Below are 17517 nucleotides of genomic sequence, written 5' to 3'. Positions count from 1 at the left end.
TCTTCAGCGCCTGGGCTGGCGCAGCAGGCGGGTCCCGGCGGCGATGTCGTGCCAGGCGCGCCGTTCCCGGTCGAACAGGCTCCACAGGAAGCCGGTGCCCAGCAGTGCCGTCGACGGCAGCGCGACCGCGAAGCGAAGCAGGGCCTGCCGGAGGCTGGGAGAACGTCCATCCGCCGCGGCCAGCCGGATACGCCATGCGCGCATGCCGATGGTCTGGCCGCCGCGGGTCCAGGAGACGACGAAGTAGGCCGCCGTGACGCCGAGCAGGGCGGCCTGCAGGCTGTAGTGATACAGCGGCGGCTGATGGGCGACGTCGACCTCGCCGTGGAACGCGAGCAGCACCAGTCCGGCCGTCAGCATCCACAGCGCAAGCAGCGGCATCAGGTCGTAGCCGAGCGCCGCCAGGCGCCGCCAGAGCGGAGCGGCGGCGGAATCCGGTTCGGCTGCGGCAAGGTGCGGTGGGTGGGCGGACATCGTGGCGGTCATCCGGCCGGGACGCCGGCCGCGGCGGAGTATCGCAGACGCGGCCGGCGGCTCGCAGGATGCGCCGGCGTGTCCCGGCAGGGCTCAGCGGCGCTTCTTCTCCGATTTCAGCTCCACGCGCAGCGCGCCGTCGCCGGTGAACGCGCCGTTGAGGGCGGCGATGGCGTTGCGGGCCTCATGGCCTTCCATTTCGATCTCGGCGTAGCCCTTGCACTCGCCGCTGAATACGTCGCGCGCCAGACGCAGGCTGCGGACCTTGCCGTGGGTGGAGAAAAGATCGGTCACCTCCTTCTCGGTGGACGAGCGTGAGAGACCGCGGACGGTGAGAGTCAACATTTATCTTTCCTCCAAAAATGAAAACGCCGGGAGTGCGAGCCTCCCGGCGCCAATGACACGCTGAGTACGGTCGTTTAAAGCGGCTGGACCTGGTCGGCCTGCATGCCTTTCTGTCCCTGCACGGCGATGAAGCTGACGCGCTGGCCTTCCTGCAACGACTTGAAGCCGGTCCCCTGGATGGCACGGAAGTGCACGAACAGGTCAGGACCACTCTCGGGCGTGATGAATCCGAAGCCCTTGGCGTCGTTGAACCACTTGACGGTACCGGTCTGACGTTCAGACATCTTTCTAACTCCTGCAACGGCGGTGATTAAGTTAACCCTGAAAACGGAACACCCGAATCAGGACTGAGTTGCAGGGAGTAGCGAAACGACGGTATGTAGCGGTTGATCGGAATCGACCGCATCAGGCCACGATTCACCGTGACCCAAGCAAACACAGTGGGAGTCACTCTACCGCTTTTCTTAACGAAAAGCGAATAGCACTTTGAAAAAACTGTACGCCTATGCTGCGTTGCAGCATGCCGGGCGAGCCGCCTGAGCGGCGCCGCGCCGGGCGGGCCGTCAGCCACCGCTCCAGGGAACCGTCACGGCGGTGTAGTTGAGATGGAACCACCAGCCGCTTTCTCCCTCGAACAGGTCCCGGTCATCGTGCGCGGCACAGCTGCCGGTGCCGCCCGGCAGGATCGACGACAAGGGGCGCCCGCCGACCAGGGGCAGGCTGGCGGGAAGAAGGGCGGCATCGGCGTCGGCCTCGCGGACGAACGCCGAAATCAATCCGTTCTGCAGCGTCACCGGTGCCCCCGCGAATGTCGCCGCGAACGTCACCGCGCGCGCCGGGACGGCGATGCCGGCCAGGTCGAGCGTCGTGTCCTGGGTGTCGCTGCGCCAGCAGGGCGGCGCCGGCAGGGCGACGGCAGGCGTGTACGGGCGGACCGAGCCGGCCGGCGGCGCCAGGCAGGTGTCGGTGGCCGACGTCGTGCAGCTGCGCACCTGGACCGGCTGGCCGGGGTCGCGGACGCAGGCCGTGGCCGATTGCGGCGCCAGGCAGGCCGCGGACGTGACATCGACGCGGCCGCTGCCTGCGGTCGCCAACGGCCGGAACAGCTGCATGAAGCTGGCGTCCAGCAGCCCGTCGCCATCCGCATCGGTCTCGATCTGCGTCTGGATCGAGGCGTTCAGCGAGAACCCCAGTAGCGGCGTATCGGTTGCATCCAGGCAACTGACGATCGCATCCACGTAGACGTGCGGATCGCGCAGGTCCAGGTCGGTCAGGCGCAGGGCGGTGACCGGCTCGAAGTTGTCGGCGAAGACGAAATCCTGCGCCGAAGCGCCGGTGGCCAGCAGGCACGACAGCACGGTCGCCGGGATGCGGACGGGCGGCATGGCGGTTTCCCCCTTGTAGGTGCCGTCAGTTTAGAGCGTGCGATGGGGCTTGGTGTGGACTGCAATGCACCGTCGTGTCGTCCCACCGGGCGCCCGTCGCCACGTGTCGACTGACGTCCGAGGCGCGGCGGACAACGCGGCCGGGCCCGGCGTGATGGGCGCAGCCTGTCGTGAGGGCCGCCGGTTTCGCTTTCGTCTAGGTGTCCCTGGCGTGCCGCGGCCGAAGGCGGAAGCGGGAGGCCCGTCCGCGTCAGGCCGGATCGACGAGCGCCTGCCGGCTCACGAAGCGGCGCGGCGTGCCGTCGATCGGGTCGGCGAAGCTCAGGCCCTGGGCGAGCAGTTGCAGCGGCCGGCCGTAGTCTCCGGGCGGCCGCGGATCGAGCCTCGGGTAGAGATCCTCGCCGAGGATCGCCGCGCCGAGGGCGGCCATGTGGACGCGCAGCTGGTGCTTCCGGCCGGTGACCGGGCGCAGCGCATAGCGCCAGTGCGTGGGGCCGCGGGCGATCACGTCGACCTGCGTTTCGCTGTTGGCCGGCCCGTCGATCTCCTGCATCCGGAAGAACGGCTCGCCGGCTGCGAGGCGCGTCGCGCGCGTCAGCGGAAACTGCAGCGTGGGCAAGGGTGCTGCGATCGCCTCGTAGCGCTTGTCGACGTGCCGGTCGCGGAACAGGGCCTGGTAGCGGGCCCGCGTATGCGGGTCGGCCGAGAACATCACGAGGCCGCGGGTCGCGCGGTCGATGCGGTGCAGCGGCGCCAGGTCGGGGTTGTCGAACCGGCGGATCAGGCGCGCCAGCAGCGTTTCGCCAACGTGGCTACCGGCCGGGACCACCGGCAGGAACGGCGGCTTGTCGACGACGATCAGGTGCCGGTCGACGTGGACGATGCCTTCGGCGAACGGGATCGGCGGCTCGGCCGGGACCTCGCGGAAGTAGCGCACGCAAAGGCCGGGACGATAGCGTTGCAGCGGACCGATCGGCTGGCCGTGCGCGTCGAGCACCAGGCCGCGGGCCATGCGGTCGCGCCAGTGTTCGGACGGTACGGTGGGAAACAGCGCGCACAGGCCGTCGAGCACGGTCGGCCAGGGCCCCGGAGGCAGGTGGACGGTGCTCGCGACGACACCGTCGCGTACCGGCCGTGCGGGGAGCGGGGCCGGGGTGGGCTGATCGGACATGGTGAGGGGAGGGTATCCTGCGCCGGCGGTCCGCGCAGCTTCAGCATCGAACCGCAAAGATCCGCAGCGGCTCGCGAGCGATGCCGTAGCGTCCGCACCAGGGCGCGCGCGCCGACTCCGTTCGCATGCCGGCAGGCCGTCCCCCGGACCGAGGACTACGCATGAGCGCATGGCAACAGATCGGCGGCACGATCGCGGCGGAGTTCTCCGACCTTCCGGACCTCGTGGAGCTGACGCGGGTCTGCATCCGCCTGCTGATCGCCGCCCTTCTCGGCGGCATACTCGGCTTCGAGCGCGAGCAGAAGGGCAAGGCGGCGGGCATCAAGACGCATATGCTGGTCTCGCTGGGCTCGGCGATCTTCGTGCTGATCCCGCTGCAGGCCGGCGTGCAGCCGGCCGAGCTGACGCGGGTGATCCAGGGCATCGTGTCCGGCATCGGCTTCCTCGGCGCGGGTACGATCCTCAAGGCCGATACCGAGGACCGGGTCAGGGGCCTGACCACCGCCGCGGGAATCTGGATGACCTCGGCGATCGGCATGACCGCCGGGCTCGGCCACGAGGCGTCGGCCGTGCTGTGCACGCTGCTGGCGCTGTTGATCTTCGCTGCCATGCCGCGGTTGATGCGGTTGATCGAGAAGGAGTAGCGCGTGCCGATCCAGCTGTTGAACCTGCGCCATGTCCCGGACGAGGAAGCCGACGAGGTGCGTGCGCTGCTCGACCGGCACGGCATCGTCCACTACGAGACGCGGCCCAGCCGCTGGGGCATCTCGGCCGGTGCGATCTGGGTCGCCGATCCGGTGCAGGCGGACCGGGCCCGCGGCTTGATGATCGGCTACCAGGCCGAGCGCGGTGCGCGGGTCCGTGCCGAATACGAAGCGGCCCGGGCCGCCGGCCAGACCGATACGCTGTGGCGCTCGTTGCGCCGTACGCCGTTGCGCGTGGTCGGCATGCTGGCCGGCGCACTGGCGCTGATCGCGCTCAGCCTGCTCTGGCCGTTGCTGCTGCGCGGCGGCTGACGCCGGCGCCGGCTCAGCCCGGCCGGCGGTCGCGCGGGAGGTGGTTGACCAGGAACTCCATCTGGTCGACCAGGATGTTGCGATTGGACAGGATCAGGTGCTCGACCCAGCTCGGGCGGTACGGGACCGCGATCAGCGGCATGTCGGCCTGCTGCGGCGTGCGGCTGCCCTTGCGGACGTTGCAGTGCAGGCAGGCGGTGACCACGTTCTCCCAGGTGTCGCGACCGCCCTTGGACAGCGGCATGACGTGGTCGCGGGTCAGGTCGCCGCGGTGGAAGTGCCTGCCGCAGTAGAGGCACAGCATGCGGTCGCGCGCGAACAGCGCGGTATTGGTCAGGGCGGGGGCGGGATCCAGCGCATGGCCGCGGGCATGCCCGGTGCTGGCGACGATCGGATGCAGGGCCAGCCGGCTCTGCTCGCCGTCGCGCCGGTTGATGCCGCCGCGGATCGTCAGGCAGGGCGCGCCCAGGGTCCACGCCACGGCTTCGCGCACGTAGAGGCAGACGGCGTCCTGCCACGAGATCCAGTCCATGATGCGGCCAGCCGCGTCCAGGGACAGCACGCGGGTGCTGTGGATGTCGCCGATCGTGCGTACCACTTCCAGCATTCACGCCTCCGTCGTCGGTGGACCGGGAGTGACATTTGCTGGGTCGGCAGCATAGAGCAAAAATGTTACGGCGGGGAACCGCTGCGGCCGCGCCGGCACACCGGTGCCGGCGCGGCCGGCGCGATTGAGCGCGCTGGCGTCGTGCGCTATCCTGCGCGTCCGTTTCCGGTACTGGCCAAAGGTGGCCCGCGAGCGATCGCCGGCCGAGTGTGCGACATGTCCACGCGAACCATCCGCCGCTGATTCGTCGCAGCGCCTGAGGCGCGGCCGCCGGTTGCGGCCGCACTGCCCGAAGCTGGCGCCCCCGCAGGCCTGGAACGTCGACCGCCCCCGTGAGCGGCGGCCTCCGATCGTTTTCGAGCATCGGCACCCGTGGTGCCGGCGCCATCACCCCCGGAATCTACGCAATGATCGCCATTACGCTTCCCGACGGCAGCCGCCGCGAGTTCGACCATCCCGTCAGCGTGGCCGAGGTCGCCGCATCGATCGGCGCCGGCCTGGCCAAGGCCACGGTCGCGGGTGCGGTCGACGGCAAGCTGGTCGACGCGAGCGACCGCATCGACCACGACGCGTCGCTGCGCATCATCACGCCCAAGGATGCCGAAGGCGTCGAGATCATCCGCCATTCCTGCGCGCACCTGGTCGGCCACGCGGTCAAGCAGCTGTATCCGACCGCGAAGATGGTGATCGGCCCGGTCATCGAGGACGGTTTCTACTACGACATCGGGTACGACCGGCCGTTTACCCCGGACGACCTGGCGGCGATCGAGCAGCGCATGCGCGAGCTGATCGACAAGGACTACGACGTCGTCAAGAAGGTCACGCCGCGCGAGGAGGTCATCGCGGTGTTCAAGGCGCGCGGCGAGGACTACAAGCTGCGCCTGATCGAGGACATGCCCGGCGAGAAGGCGATGGGCCTGTATCACCACGAGGAATACGTGGACATGTGCCGGGGTCCGCACGTGCCGAACACGCGCTTCCTCAAGGCGTTCAAGCTCACGCGCATCTCCGGCGCCTACTGGCGCGGCGATGCCAAGAACGAGCAGTTGCAGCGCATCTACGGCACGGCCTGGGCCGACAAGAAGCAGCTCGATGCCTACATCCAGCGCATCGAGGAGGCCGAGAAGCGCGACCATCGCCGGCTCGGCAAGCAGCTGGGCCTGTTCCACATGCAGGACGAGGCGCCCGGACTGGCGTTCTGGCACGCCAAGGGCTGGGCGATCTGGCAGGTGGTCGAGCAGTACATGCGCCGCGTCTACCGCGCGTCCGGCTACCAGGAGATCCGCTGCCCGCAGATCCTGGACAAGTCGCTCTGGGAGAAGACCGGGCATTGGGACAACTACCGCGAGCACATGTTCGTGACCTCCTCGGAGAACCGCGACTACGCGCTCAAGCCGATGAACTGCCCGGGCCACGTGCAGGTGTACAACCACGGCCTGCACAGCTACCGCGACCTGCCGATCCGCTACGGCGAGTTCGGCTCCTGCACGCGCAACGAGCCGTCCGGCGCCCTGCACGGGCTGATGCGGGTGCGCGGCTTCGTGCAGGACGACGGCCACATCTTCTGCACGGAAGCGCAGGTGGAGCCCGAGGTGGTCGCCTTCCACCGGCAGGCGATGGCGGTTTACGCGGATTTCGGCTTCGAGGACATCGCGCTGAAGATCGCCCTGCGTCCGGACTCCCGGATCGGCTCGGACGAGGTCTGGGACCGGGCCGAGGGGGCATTGCGCTCGGCGTTGCAGGCCTGCGGCGTCCAGTGGCAGGAACTGCCGGGCGAAGGCGCGTTCTACGGGCCCAAGATCGAGTACCACATGAAGGACTCGATCGGCCGGGCCTGGCAGGTCGGTACCATGCAGGTGGACTTCTCGATGCCGGGCCGGCTCGGCGCCGAGTACGTGGGCGAGGATTCGGCCCGGCACACGCCGGTCATGCTGCATCGCGCCATCGTCGGCTCGATGGAGCGCTTCATCGGCATCCTGATCGAGCACCATGCCGGCGCTTTCCCGGCTTGGTTGGCGCCCGTTCAGGCTGTGGTCATGAACATAACCGACGCCCAGGCCGATTACGTGGCCGAGACGGCCAAGCTGCTGGCGGCCCAAGGATTCCGGGTCGAGGCGGATTTGCGCAACGAAAAGATCGGCTATAAAATCCGCGAACACACGCTTAACAAAGTGCCCTACCTGCTGGTTGCGGGCGACCGCGAAAGGGAGGCGGGGGCGCTTTCCGTGCGTGTTCGCACGGGTGAGGACCTGGGATCGATGTCGGTCCAGGCCTTCGCCGAGCGCCTGAAATCCGAGACCACCCGGGCCTGAAGCCGGGTATCCGGGTCGTGTTTTCCCCTTCGGAGGATTGACGTATCGCCACGGAAACCAAGTCGAACCGCAAGAACCACGAGATCCGGGTTCCGCGGGTTCGTGTCATCGGCGCCGAGGGCGAGCAGGTCGGAATCCTGTCGCGCGACGAAGCGCTGAGCATGGCGCAGGAAGCCGGACTGGATCTGGTCGAGATCCAGCCCAACGGCGACCCGCCGGTCTGCCGCATCATGGACTTCGGCAAGTTCAAGTTCGAGATGCAGAAGAAGGCGCATGCGGCGAAGAAGAAGCAGAAGCAGGTCGAGATCAAGGAACTGAAGTTCCGGCCCACGACCGACGTCGGCGACTACGCGATCAAGCTGCGCAACCTGCGCCGGTTCCTGGAGGAAGGCGACAAGGTCAAGATCACGATCCGCTTCCGCGGTCGCGAGATGGCCCATCAGGAACTGGGCAAGGCGATGGTCGACAAGATTTCAGCGGATATTGTCGAAGAGGCCGTGATCGAACAGTACCCGCGCATGGAAGGCCGCCTCATGGTCATGATGATCGCCCCCAAGAAGAAGCAGTAGCTTGTTGAAGAGTGCGGTCAGGACGACCGCTTCTTGATCTTCGCGCCGAGGGACCGGCGCAAAAAGTAAAGCTGAAGAGTGCGGTCAGGACGACCGCTTGTTGATCTTCGCGCCGGGACCGGCGCAAAAGCAGTACCAGGAACCAGGCCCGCATGCGGGTCTTACACGCCGGATTCGAGCAGGATGGAAAGCGCGGTGTCGTGCCGCCGCTCGGGCCAGTAACGAAAACAACCTAAGGAGCTGGGCCATGCCCAAGATCAAGACCAACCGGGCCGCTGCCAAGCGGTTCCGCAAGACCGCGTCCGGCAAGTTCAAGTGCGGCCACGCGTTCAAGAGCCACATCCTCACCAAGAAGTCGACGAAGCGTAAGCGCAACCTGCGCGGCCCGAACCATGTTCGCGCCGAGGATGCTGGTCGCGTCGCTCGCATGCTTCCCTACGCCTGAGGAGGACTGACCCATGGCACGAGTCAAGCGTGGCGTCATCGCCCACCGTCGGCACAAGAAGCTTCTGTCCAAGGCGAAGGGCTACTACAACGCCCGTCGCAAGGTCTATCGCGTCGCCAAGCAGGCGGTCACCAAGGCGCACCAGTACGCCTACATCGGCCGCAAGCAGCGCAAGCGCCAGTTCCGGGCGCTGTGGATCGTCCGCATCAACGCCGGTGCGCGCCTGTTCGGCCTGTCCTACAGCCGGCTGATGAACGGCCTGAAGAAGGCCGAGATCACCGTCGACCGCAAGGTGCTCGCCGACATCGCCGTCCACGACATCAAGGCGTTCGGCGCGCTGGCGGAAAAGGCCAAGGCCGCTCTGTCTGCGTAAATCCGGTGTCGGGGCGGGGTGTTCCCCGCCCTCGACGCCCGGCGATCATGGGGAGCGGGCGACGAGCCTTGCTCCCCATTTCGTTTCCGGCGCTTGTCGCGATGAACCTATCGAGGTCACCGAATGGATGAACTGAGCAGCCGCGTAGCGCAGGCGCTCGAAGCAGTCGCCGCCGCGGCGACGCTGGAGGCGCTCGATGCCGAGCGCGTCGCCGTGCTGGGCAAGTCCGGCTTCGTCACCGAGCAGCTCAAGGGGCTGGGCAAGCTCGAACCGGAAGCGCGCAAGCGCGCCGGCGAGCGTATCAATGAGGCCAAGGACGCGTTGCTCGCGGCGGTCGCGGCGCGCAAGGCCGTGCTCGAACAGGCCGCGCTCGACCGGCGCCTGGCCTCCGAACGCATCGACGTGACGCTGCCTGGCCGTCGCGGCGAGCGCGGCAGCCTGCACCCGCTGACGCGCGCGCAGGACCGCATCATCGAGATCTTCGCGCGGCTCGGCTACGACGTCGCCGACGGCCCGGAGATCGAGGACGACTGGCACAACTTCGGCGCGCTGAATTTCCCGCCGGACCATCCGGCGCGCACCATGCACGACACGTTCTGGTTCCCGGACGGCCGCCTGCTGCGCACGCACACCTCGCCGGTGCAGATCCGCGCCGCCAAGGGGCGCACGCCGCCGATCCGGATCATCGCGCCGGGCAAGGTCTACCGCAGCGACTCGGACCAGACCCATTCGCCGATGTTCCACCAGGTCGAGGGCCTGCTGATCGACGAGACCTCGACGATGGCGGACCTGAAGGGCACGCTGCGCGAGTTCCTGCGCGCGTTCTTCGATCGCGACTTCCGCATGATGTTCAAGCCGACGTTCTTCCCGTTCGTCGAGCCCGGCGCCGACGTGGTGATCCGCTGGGAGCTTCCGGACGGCGGCTCGCGCTGGCTGGAAGTGCTCGGCTGCGGCATGGTCCACCCGGAAGTGCTGCGCAACTGCGGCATCGACCCGGAGCGTTACACCGGCTTCGCCTTCGGCATGGGCGTCGAGCGGCTGGCGATGCTGCGCTACGGCGTCACCGACCTGCGCGCCTTCTTCGAAAACGACGTGCGCTTCCTGCGGCAATTCGCATAGGACGACATGAAGATCTCAGAGAACTGGCTGCGCGAGCGCGTGGCCCTGGCCGTTGGCCGCGACGCGCTGATCGAGCGCCTGGACATGATCGGCCACGAGGTCGAGAGCGCCGATCCGGTCGGCGCGGGACTCGACGGGGTCGTCGTCGCCCGCATCCTCGCCTGCACCAAGCACCCGGAGGCCGACCGCTTGCAGGTGTGCGAGGTCGACGCCGGCGACGAGCGGCTGCAGATCGTCTGTGGTGCGCCGAACGCCCGTGCGGGTCTGGTCGCGCCGCTGGCCAGGATCGGCGCGCGCGTCGGCGACCTGACGATCAAGGCCGCCAAGCTGCGCGGCGTCGAGTCGTCGGGCATGCTCTGCTCGGCCAAGGAGCTGGGCCTGGACGCCGATGCATCCGGCTTGCTGGAACTGCCGGCCGATGCGCCCGTCGGCGCGCCGCTGGCGCGCTACCTGGGCCTGCCCGACGCCATCCTCGACCTCGGGCTGACGCCGAACCGGGCCGATTGCCTGTCGGTCGAGGGCATCGCCACGGATGTCGCCGCGGCGTTCGACCTGCCGCTGGCGCCGCTCGCGGTCGAGCCGGTGCCGCCGCAGTCCGACCGGCACATCGAGATCCGCCTCGACGCGCCGGCGGATTGCCCGCGCTACTGCGGACGCTACATCACCGGTCTGGACACGGCCGCGCCGTCGCCGGCGTGGATGCGCGAGCGCCTGCGGCGCTGCGGCCTGCGCCCGATCAGTCTGCTGGTGGACGTCACCAACTACGTGATGCTCGAGCTGGGCCAGCCGCTGCACGCATTCGATGCCGCCACGCTCGCAGGGCCGGTCGGTGTGCGTCGTGCGCGCAGTGGCGAGTCGCTGCGCCTGCTCGACGAGCGCGAGGTCGCACTGGACGAGGCCTTCCTGGTGATCACCGACGGCGACCGGCCGGTGGCCCTGGCCGGCCTGATGGGCGGCTGGGACACCCGCGTGCACGAAGCGACGGCGGACGTCTTTCTCGAAGCCGCGCATTTCGCGCCAGCCGCGCTGGCCGGCCGTGCCCGCCGGCTGGGGCTGCACACCGATGCCGCGCACCGTTTCGAGCGCGGCGTCGATCCGGACCTGCCGCGGCGTGCGCTCGAGCGTGCGACCGGGCTGATCGTCGAGGCGGCCGGCGGCACGCCGGGCGCGATCCTCGAGGCGGTTTCCGCGGCGCACCTGCCGGTGCGCGCCCCGGTGCGCTTGCGCCGCGCGCGGATCCGCCGCGTGCTCGGCATCGACGTGGCGGATGCCGAGGTGACGCGGATCCTGGCCGCGCTCGGCATGCAGGTCGAGGCGGCCGGCGACGGCTGGATCGCCACGCCGCCGAGCCGCCGCTTCGACATCGCGATCGAGGAAGACCTGATCGAGGAAGTCGCGCGGATCCACGGCTACGAGAAGATTCCCGATCACGCACCCAGCGGCGAGCTGGCCGGCCCGTCGCTGCGCGAGGACCGCATCGCGCCCGGTCTGGCGCGTGAACAGCTGGCGGCGCGCGGCTACCTCGAAGCGATCACCTATGCCTTCGTCGCCCGCGAGCAGCTGGTGGACTGGGGCCTCGACGAGGGCGTGGTCGCGCTGGCCAATCCGCTGTCGGCGGACCTTTCCGTCATGCGCACCAGCCTGTTGCCGGGGCTGGTCGCGGCCCTGGCCGCCAACCGCAGCCGCCAGCAGGCGCGGGTACGCCTGTTCGAGGTCGGCCGCGCGTATCACGCGACGGCGGACGCGCCGCGCGAAACCGCGCGCATCGCCGCGGCGGCCAGCGGCGGCGCCTTCGCCGAGCAATGGGGCGAGGCCGTGCGCCCGCTCGACTACTTCGACGTGAAGGGCGACCTGGAGTCGCTGCTCGCCCTGGCCGGTACCGAAGCCGGGGCGTTCACGTTCAGCGCCGGTGGCCCGGGCTGGCTGCATCCGGGCCGTGCCGCGACCGTACTGCGCGAGGGGACGGTCGTCGGCCATCTCGGCGCCCTCCATCCGCAGCTGCAGAAGCGGCTGGACCTGGACGAGGACGTCTACGTCTTCGAGCTCGACCTCGACGGCGTCGCGCCGCGCCCGGTGCCGGTGGCCGGCGAGCTGTCGCGCTACCCTTCGCTGCGCCGCGACATCGCCGTGGTGGTGCCCGACGAGGTGACCTGGGCCCAGGTCCGCGAGACCGTGCGGGAGGCGGTCGGCCCCGTGCTGAACGACGTGTTCCTGTTCGACCGTTACGTCGGTCACAATCTCGGAAGCGGAATGAAAAGTTTGGCTATGGGCTTGATTTTGCAGGACCGTTACCGCACTCTGACGGACCAGGACGCAGACAGCTGCGTGACCCGGGCAGTCGCCGCCCTGGAACGCGGTTGCAGTGCTACGTTGCGAGGGTAGGATGGCGTTGACTAAGGCGGAAATGGCCGAGCGTCTGTTCACCGACGTCGGCCTCAACAAGCGCGAAGCCAAAGAGTTCGTCGATGCCTTCTTCGAAGTCGTCCGCGACGCGCTGGAGCAGGGGGAGCAGGTCAAGCTGTCGAGCTTCGGCAATTTCGACCTGCGTCTGAAGAACCAGCGGCCCGGACGCAATCCGAAGACCGGCGAGGAGATTCCGATCTCCGCCCGCCGCGTCGTCACCTTCCGTCCCGGCCAGAAGCTGAAGGTCCGAGTCGAAGCCTATGCTCGACCAGAGCGGCAATAGTGAGCAGCCGGTCATACCGGCCAAGCGCTATTTCACGATCGGCGAGGTGAGCGAGCTGTGCGGCGTGAAGCCGCACGTGCTGCGCTACTGGGAACAGGAGTTCTCCAGCCTCAAGCCGGTAAAGCGGCGTGGCAATCGCCGCTACTACCAGCGCCACGACGTGCTGATGATCCGGCAGATCCGGTCGCTGCTGTACGACCAGGGCTTCACGATCACCGGCGCGCGCCAGCGCCTGGAAGGCCAGCAGGCCCGCACCGAAGCGAACATTTCCAACCAGATCGTCCGCCAGGTGCGGATGGAACTGGAGGAAGTCCTGCAGATACTTCGCCGCTGAGCCTGCTACAATCCCGGGTTCAAGCCGCAGCAGTCGGGGCGTAGCGCAGCCTGGTAGCGCATCTGCCTGGGGGGCAGGGGGTCGTGGGTTCGAATCCCGCCGCCCCGACCAACGCGGCCTCATCTTTCCGTTCCGGCGCCCTTGCGGCGCCGGAATCGTTTCCGGAGTCCGCCATGGCCGACCACTACCGCGCGCTCTACCCCGAGATCGAACCGTACGACAGCGGCTTCCTGCAGGTCTCGCCGCTGCACCGGATGTACTACGAGCAGTGCGGCAATCCCGGCGGCAAGCCGGTGGTGTTCCTGCACGGCGGCCCCGGCGCCGGCTGCAGCCCGAAGGCGCGACGCTTCTTCGATCCGGCGCACTACCGGATCGTCCTGTTCGACCAGCGTGGCTGCGGGCGCTCGACACCGCACGCGGAGCTGACCGACAACACCACCTGGCACCTGGTGGCCGACATCGAGCGCCTGCGCGAACACCTGGGCATCGATCGCTGGCAGGTGTTCGGCGGTTCCTGGGGCTCGACCCTGGCCCTGGCCTACGCCCAGACGCATCCGGAGCGCGCCAGCGAGCTGGTGTTGCGCGGCATCTTCATGCTGCGCCGCTGGGAGCTGGAGTGGTTCTACCAGAAGGGCTGCGACGCGCTGTATCCGGACGCCTGGGAGACCTACCTGGCGGCGATCCCGGAGGTCGAGCGCGGCGACCTGATGAGCGCCTACCACCGGCGCCTGACCGGTGCGGACCCTGCCGCGCAACTGGAAGCGGCCAAGGCCTGGTCGGTCTGGGAAGGATCGACCAGCTTCCTGCTGCCCGATCCGCAGCACATCGCCGGGACCGCGGTGGATGCCTTCGCGCTGGCCTTCGCGCGGATCGAGTGCCACTACTTCGTGAACGGCGGATTCTTCGAGCAGGAGGACCAGTTGCTGCGCAACGCCGGCCGCCTGCGCGGCATTCCGGCGGTGATCGTGCAGGGGCGCTACGACGTGGTCTGTCCGATGCGCAGCGCCTGGGACCTGCACCGGGCCTGGCCGGAAGCAGACCTCAGGATCGTCCCGGATGCCGGGCATTCGGCGTTCGAGCCGGGCATCGCCCACGAACTGATCGAGGCGACCGACCGCTTCCGGTCGGCGTGACGGAATGAACGGCGGCCGCCGTGTCCGGCGGCCGCCCGGTCGTCAGGCGGCCGCCCGGTCGTCAGGCGGCGGCCCGGGTCGCGTCGGCGCGCTGGCGCGGACCCTCGACGAGCGCACGGCGCAGGCCGTCGACCAGCAGGTCGACCTCGGCGCCGGTGATCGTGAACGGCGGTGTGAAGCGCAGCGAATTGGCGCCGCCGTGGATGACGCCGAAGCCGTGCTCGCGCAGCCACTCCTCGGTGCTGCCGGTGCCGTAGCACTTGAACACGGGTGCCAGCTCGCACGAGAACAGCAGGCCCGTGCCCTGCACCTTGGTGATGCAGTCGGGCAGCTCGGCCCGCAGGCGTTCGAGCTTGGCGAGGAACTCCTCGCCACGCGCGCGGATGTTCGCCCGCACCTCCGGCGTCAGCAGGTCCAGCACCGCGCAGGCGCCGTCGAGCGCCCGCGGGTTGGTCGTCATCGTGTTGCCGTACACGCCCTTGCGGTACAGCTCCGCGGTGGCCGGCAGCGCCGCCAGCACCGACAGCGGGAACTGGCCGGCATTGAGCGCCTTGGAATAGGTCTCCAGGTCCGGCGGGTCGACGTCCTCGAAACCGGGATAGTCGACGAACGACAGCACGCCGTGCGCCCGCAGGCCGGCCTGGATCGAATCGACCAGCAGCAGCGCGCCGTGCGCGCGCGTCAGCTCGCGTGCGGCCAGGTAGAACTCGCGCGTGACGGCGCGGCCCGGGTCGCCTTCGCCCATGACCGGCTCGAGGAACATCGCCTGGATGAACCAGCCGTTGCGGTCGGCGTCGGCGAAGGCCTGGCGCAGCTGGCCGACGTCATAGGGCTCCACGGTGAGCAGGCTGTCGTCGTTGCGGTAGCTGGCGAGGTTCTCGACGTAGGCCTTGCGGCTGGAGTCGGAGAATGCCGCCGGGCCTTCGGTGCGTCCGTGGAACGAGCCCTTCACGGCGAGCCGCTTGATCGTGCGGCCGGCATGGCGCGCGCCGGGATCGGTCATGCGCTTGGCGTTGATGTCGGCGATGCGGCTGGCGAGCGTCATCGCCTCGGAGCCGGAGTTGAGGCAGAAGAAGCGCGTGTACGGAGAACCGCCGCGGCGATGGCCGATCTCGCGCTGCAAACCCTCGACGAAGCGCAGCTGGCTCACGCTCGGTGTCATGACGTTGGCCATGACCTGCCGGCCGGCCAGCGCCTCCAGCACCGCTGCCGGCGCGTGCCCGAAGCCGAGCATGCCGTAGCCGCCCGAGTCGTGGACCACGGCGCCCTTGAGCGTGACCAGCCAGGGGCCGCGTGCGGCCAGCGCGACGTAGGGATTGACCGCATCGTCCGGGTAGAAGTTGACGAAGCCGGCCTGGACGCGGTGGATCTGCTCGTTCTCGTCCAGGTGCAGGAAATCGGCCCGCGCCGACTGCAGCTCCAGGTAGGCGGCATGGGCGGCATCGATGGCTTCGCCGAGCTCGGGATGGGTCGCGGCGAAGGCCTCGATGGCCTCGTCGGGGAGGCCCGAGGTCCGGATGGCACCGCCGACCTGGCGCATCTCGCGCAGCTTGCTGATCAACCGATTCATGTACACGCTCCGAAACGACCCGCAGCGCCCGGCGCCTCGCGTGGAGGTCCATCCGTTTCGCTTAGTCGTTGACTGAGAAGGAAAAATTGCAATCCGGCTAGGGTAGCACAGGGGCGCCGGAGGCGGTACCCCCGACAGTGGTGGCCGTCGATCGGGCCGTTGCCGGGTGCCGCGGTGCAGCGGCCGGCGGGCGGCCGCGCCGCCCGGGCACCGTCCTCATGACAGGCGTCACCTGCCTTGCCTGACCGAAGCGACTGCCGCGGCTGCCGGCCGGGTCCTAGGCTGCGTCCACTGGACCCCTGGAGCCGAACGATGCGATCAACCGAAACGATTCCCGCCCGCCTGGACCGCGTCAGCAAGCGGTACGGCGGCGCGGTCGCCCTCGACGGCGTGGCCGTGGACATCCGGGCCGGCGAGCTGCTGGCATTGCTCGGCCCCAACGGCGCCGGCAAGACCACCGCCATCGGGCTGCTGCTGGGCCTGCACCAGCCCGATGCGGGCGGTGTCGAGCTGTTCGGTCAGGCCCCGCAGACGCTGGCGGCCCGCCGCGAGGTCGGCGTGATGCTGCAGAGCGCCGGCATCCCGGACACGCTCAAGGTGCGCGAGCTGCTGGAACTGACCCGCAGCTACTACGCCGAGCCGCGCAGCATCGCCGACTGCGTCGCGCTGGCCGGCCTCGACGGCCTGCTGGAGCGCCTGTACGGCCGCTTGTCGGGCGGCCAGCAGCGCCGGGTGCAGTTCGCGCTGGCGTTGTGCGGGCGCCCACGCCTGCTGTTCCTCGACGAGCCGACCACGGGCCTGGACATCGAGGCGCGCATGGGCCTGTGGAAGGCGATCCGCGAGCTGGTCGGCCAGGGCTGCGCGGTACTGCTGACGACGCACTACCTGGAAGAGGCCGAGGCACTGGCCGACCGGGTCGTCGTGCTCAATCGCGGCCGCATCGTCGCCGAGGGCAGCGTCGCGCAGATCCGCGCCCAGGTCGATCGCCGGCTGATCCGCTGCGTGTCGCGGCTGACGGCCGCCGCCGTGGCCGCCTGGCCCGGCGTGGTTGCCGCCACCGCCGTCGCCGGCCGACTGGAGATCGTCGTCGCCGATCCGGAGCCGATCGTGCGGCGCCTGCTGAACGAAGACCCGGAGCTGCGCGAGCTGGAGGTCCAGCGCGCCGGCCTGGCCGAGGCCTTCGTCGAGCTGACCCGGGAGGCCGCATGAACGCGGTCGCCGTGTCGTCGCCGCGCCGCACGCTGCGGCCGTACCTGCTCGAGGCCCGCTATGAGTTCGTGCGCCTGCTCCGCACGCCGTCGTTCGTGTTGCCGACCTTGCTGTTCCCGCCGCTGTTCTATGTGTTGTTCGGCGTGCTGCTGGGCTCGCGCGGCGGGGCCGCGGCGGCGCAGTACATGTTCGCCGCCTATGGGGTGTTCGGCATCCTCGGCTGCGCGCTGTTCGGTTTCGGCGTCACCATCGCGATCGAGCGCGAGCGCGGCTGGCTGACCTACAAGCGCGCACTGCCGATGCCGCCGGGGGCGGTGCTGGTGGCCAAGACCGCGATGGCGATGATGTTCGCCGCCATCATCTCGCTGATGCTGGCGCTGATCGCCGCCGGCCTGACCGGCGTGCGCCTGGCGCCGCTGCAATGGCTGGGGCTGTTCGCCGTCAACGTGCTCGGCACGCTGCCGTTCTGCGCGATCGGCCTGTGGATCGGCACGCTGGTCAGCGGATCGGCCTCGCCGGCGCTGGTCAACATCGTCTACCTGCCGATGGCATTCCTGTCCGGCCTCCTGATTCCGCTGTCGGTGCTGCCGCCGGTTCTGGGCACCCTGGCACCGGCGTGGCCGGCCTATCACCTGGGGCAGGTGGCGCTGAAGATCGTCGGCCGCGACGCGGGCGGCAGCCTGCTCGTGCACCTGGGGGTGCTGGCGGTGATCACGGTCGCGTTCTTCGTGCTGGCGCGCCGGCGCCTGATGGCTGCCGGCTGAGCCGG

20 protein-coding genes and 1 tRNA gene are annotated in these 17517 nt (G+C 69.2%); 14 read left to right on the top strand and 7 right to left on the bottom strand.

From position 1 onward, the window contains the following. Positions 1 to 3: 3 nt before the first annotated feature. The 5 genes from I596_RS15080 to I596_RS15060 all read right to left on the bottom strand — a co-directional run bounded on the left by I596_RS15080 (position 4) and on the right by I596_RS15060 (position 3375). The gene (locus I596_RS15080; protein ID WP_067652097.1) at positions 4 to 474 is read right to left on the bottom strand and encodes an RDD family protein; all 471 of its coding nucleotides are present in this window, start codon (positions 472 to 474) and stop codon (positions 4 to 6) included. Positions 475 to 567: 93 nt separating this feature from the next. Continuing rightward, the gene (locus I596_RS15075) at positions 568 to 819 is read right to left on the bottom strand and encodes an RNA recognition motif domain-containing protein (protein ID WP_067649743.1); all 252 of its coding nucleotides are present in this window, start codon (positions 817 to 819) and stop codon (positions 568 to 570) included. A gap of 74 nt (positions 820 to 893) precedes the next feature. Further along, positions 894 to 1103 (bottom strand): cold-shock protein, encoded by a 210-nt coding sequence (locus I596_RS15070; RefSeq protein WP_067649740.1) that lies wholly within the window; start codon positions 1101 to 1103, stop codon positions 894 to 896. 279 nt (positions 1104 to 1382) lie between these two features. Next, complete coding sequence (locus I596_RS15065) at positions 1383 to 2204, bottom strand: hypothetical protein (RefSeq protein ID WP_067649737.1); 822 nt, start codon at positions 2202 to 2204, stop codon at positions 1383 to 1385. Positions 2205 to 2454: 250 nt separating this feature from the next. Beyond that, a complete protein-coding gene (locus I596_RS15060) occupies positions 2455 to 3375 on the bottom strand; it encodes a pseudouridine synthase (protein WP_067649734.1) in 921 nt (306 codons plus the stop codon). Positions 3376 to 3536: 161 nt separating this feature from the next. On the opposite strand from I596_RS15060, the gene I596_RS15055 reads away from it, so the two are divergent. Both I596_RS15055 and I596_RS15050 read left to right on the top strand, forming a co-directional pair. Further along, complete coding sequence (locus tag I596_RS15055) at positions 3537 to 4019, top strand: MgtC/SapB family protein (RefSeq protein ID WP_067649731.1); 483 nt, start codon at positions 3537 to 3539, stop codon at positions 4017 to 4019. A 3-nt stretch (positions 4020 to 4022) separates the two neighbouring features. After that, positions 4023 to 4391, top strand: a complete 369-nt coding sequence (locus I596_RS15050) for a DUF6164 family protein (RefSeq protein WP_067649728.1) — start codon at positions 4023 to 4025, stop codon at positions 4389 to 4391. A 13-nt stretch (positions 4392 to 4404) separates the two neighbouring features. Here I596_RS15050 and I596_RS15045 read toward each other — a convergent pair whose 3' ends face one another. Continuing rightward, the gene (locus I596_RS15045; protein ID WP_067649725.1) at positions 4405 to 4998 is read right to left on the bottom strand and encodes an HNH endonuclease; all 594 of its coding nucleotides are present in this window, start codon (positions 4996 to 4998) and stop codon (positions 4405 to 4407) included. 407 nt (positions 4999 to 5405) lie between these two features. On the opposite strand from I596_RS15045, the gene thrS reads away from it, so the two are divergent. The 10 genes from thrS (at position 5406) to pip (ending at position 13969) form a co-directional block, all read left to right on the top strand. Further along, entirely contained in the window at positions 5406 to 7310 is a 1905-nt protein-coding gene (gene thrS / locus I596_RS15040; RefSeq protein ID WP_067649722.1) for a threonine--tRNA ligase, read from the top strand. A 44-nt stretch (positions 7311 to 7354) separates the two neighbouring features. After that, positions 7355 to 7879: a translation initiation factor IF-3 gene (gene infC, locus I596_RS15035; RefSeq protein ID WP_083965623.1), complete on the top strand. Its 525-nt coding sequence runs from the start codon at positions 7355 to 7357 to the stop codon at positions 7877 to 7879. A gap of 247 nt (positions 7880 to 8126) precedes the next feature. Further along, positions 8127 to 8324: a 50S ribosomal protein L35 gene (gene rpmI, locus I596_RS15030; protein ID WP_067649716.1), complete on the top strand. Its 198-nt coding sequence runs from the start codon at positions 8127 to 8129 to the stop codon at positions 8322 to 8324. A 13-nt stretch (positions 8325 to 8337) separates the two neighbouring features. Further along, the gene (gene rplT / locus I596_RS15025) at positions 8338 to 8697 is read left to right on the top strand and encodes a 50S ribosomal protein L20 (RefSeq protein ID WP_067649713.1); all 360 of its coding nucleotides are present in this window, start codon (positions 8338 to 8340) and stop codon (positions 8695 to 8697) included. A 123-nt stretch (positions 8698 to 8820) separates the two neighbouring features. Continuing rightward, on the top strand, positions 8821 to 9816 hold the full coding sequence (gene pheS, locus I596_RS15020) for a phenylalanine--tRNA ligase subunit alpha (protein ID WP_067649710.1): 996 nt from the start codon (positions 8821 to 8823) through the stop codon (positions 9814 to 9816). A 6-nt stretch (positions 9817 to 9822) separates the two neighbouring features. After that, positions 9823 to 12198 carry a phenylalanine--tRNA ligase subunit beta gene (gene pheT / locus I596_RS15015; RefSeq protein WP_067649707.1) on the top strand — a complete coding sequence of 792 codons (2376 nt, stop codon included), beginning with the start codon at positions 9823 to 9825 and terminating at the stop codon, positions 12196 to 12198. A 1-nt stretch (position 12199) separates the two neighbouring features. Beyond that, positions 12200 to 12502 (top strand): integration host factor subunit alpha, encoded by a 303-nt coding sequence (ihfA, locus tag I596_RS15010; protein WP_067649703.1) that lies wholly within the window; start codon positions 12200 to 12202, stop codon positions 12500 to 12502. Next, positions 12480 to 12836: a MerR family transcriptional regulator gene (locus I596_RS15005; protein WP_067649702.1), complete on the top strand. Its 357-nt coding sequence runs from the start codon at positions 12480 to 12482 to the stop codon at positions 12834 to 12836. Before ihfA ends, I596_RS15005 begins: the two co-directional genes overlap by 23 nt. A 34-nt stretch (positions 12837 to 12870) precedes the next feature. Further along, a tRNA-Pro gene (locus tag I596_RS15000) sits at positions 12871 to 12947 on the top strand. A 62-nt stretch (positions 12948 to 13009) separates the two neighbouring features. Next, on the top strand, positions 13010 to 13969 hold the full coding sequence (gene pip, locus I596_RS14995; RefSeq protein ID WP_067649699.1) for a prolyl aminopeptidase: 960 nt from the start codon (positions 13010 to 13012) through the stop codon (positions 13967 to 13969). A gap of 61 nt (positions 13970 to 14030) precedes the next feature. Here the strand turns inward: pip and I596_RS14990 are convergent, their stop codons facing one another. Beyond that, entirely contained in the window at positions 14031 to 15539 is a 1509-nt protein-coding gene (locus I596_RS14990; RefSeq protein WP_067649693.1) for an aminotransferase class III-fold pyridoxal phosphate-dependent enzyme, read from the bottom strand. A 312-nt stretch (positions 15540 to 15851) separates the two neighbouring features. On the opposite strand from I596_RS14990, the gene I596_RS14985 reads away from it, so the two are divergent. Together I596_RS14985 and I596_RS14980 are read left to right on the top strand one after the other, a co-directional pair. After that, positions 15852 to 16748 carry an ABC transporter ATP-binding protein gene (locus I596_RS14985; protein WP_067649690.1) on the top strand — a complete coding sequence of 299 codons (897 nt, stop codon included), beginning with the start codon at positions 15852 to 15854 and terminating at the stop codon, positions 16746 to 16748. Then, positions 16745 to 17512 carry an ABC transporter permease gene (locus I596_RS14980; protein ID WP_067649687.1) on the top strand — a complete coding sequence of 256 codons (768 nt, stop codon included), beginning with the start codon at positions 16745 to 16747 and terminating at the stop codon, positions 17510 to 17512. Before I596_RS14985 ends, I596_RS14980 begins: the two co-directional genes overlap by 4 nt. Positions 17513 to 17517: the final 5 nt, after the last annotated feature.

The organism is Dokdonella koreensis DS-123 (genome assembly GCF_001632775.1).
In the GTDB taxonomy this organism is placed as follows: Bacteria; Pseudomonadota; Gammaproteobacteria; order Xanthomonadales; family Rhodanobacteraceae; genus Dokdonella; species Dokdonella koreensis.
The sequence above is the reverse complement of the archived record's forward strand: the minus strand, read 5'-3'. Positions and strand labels throughout refer to the sequence as shown.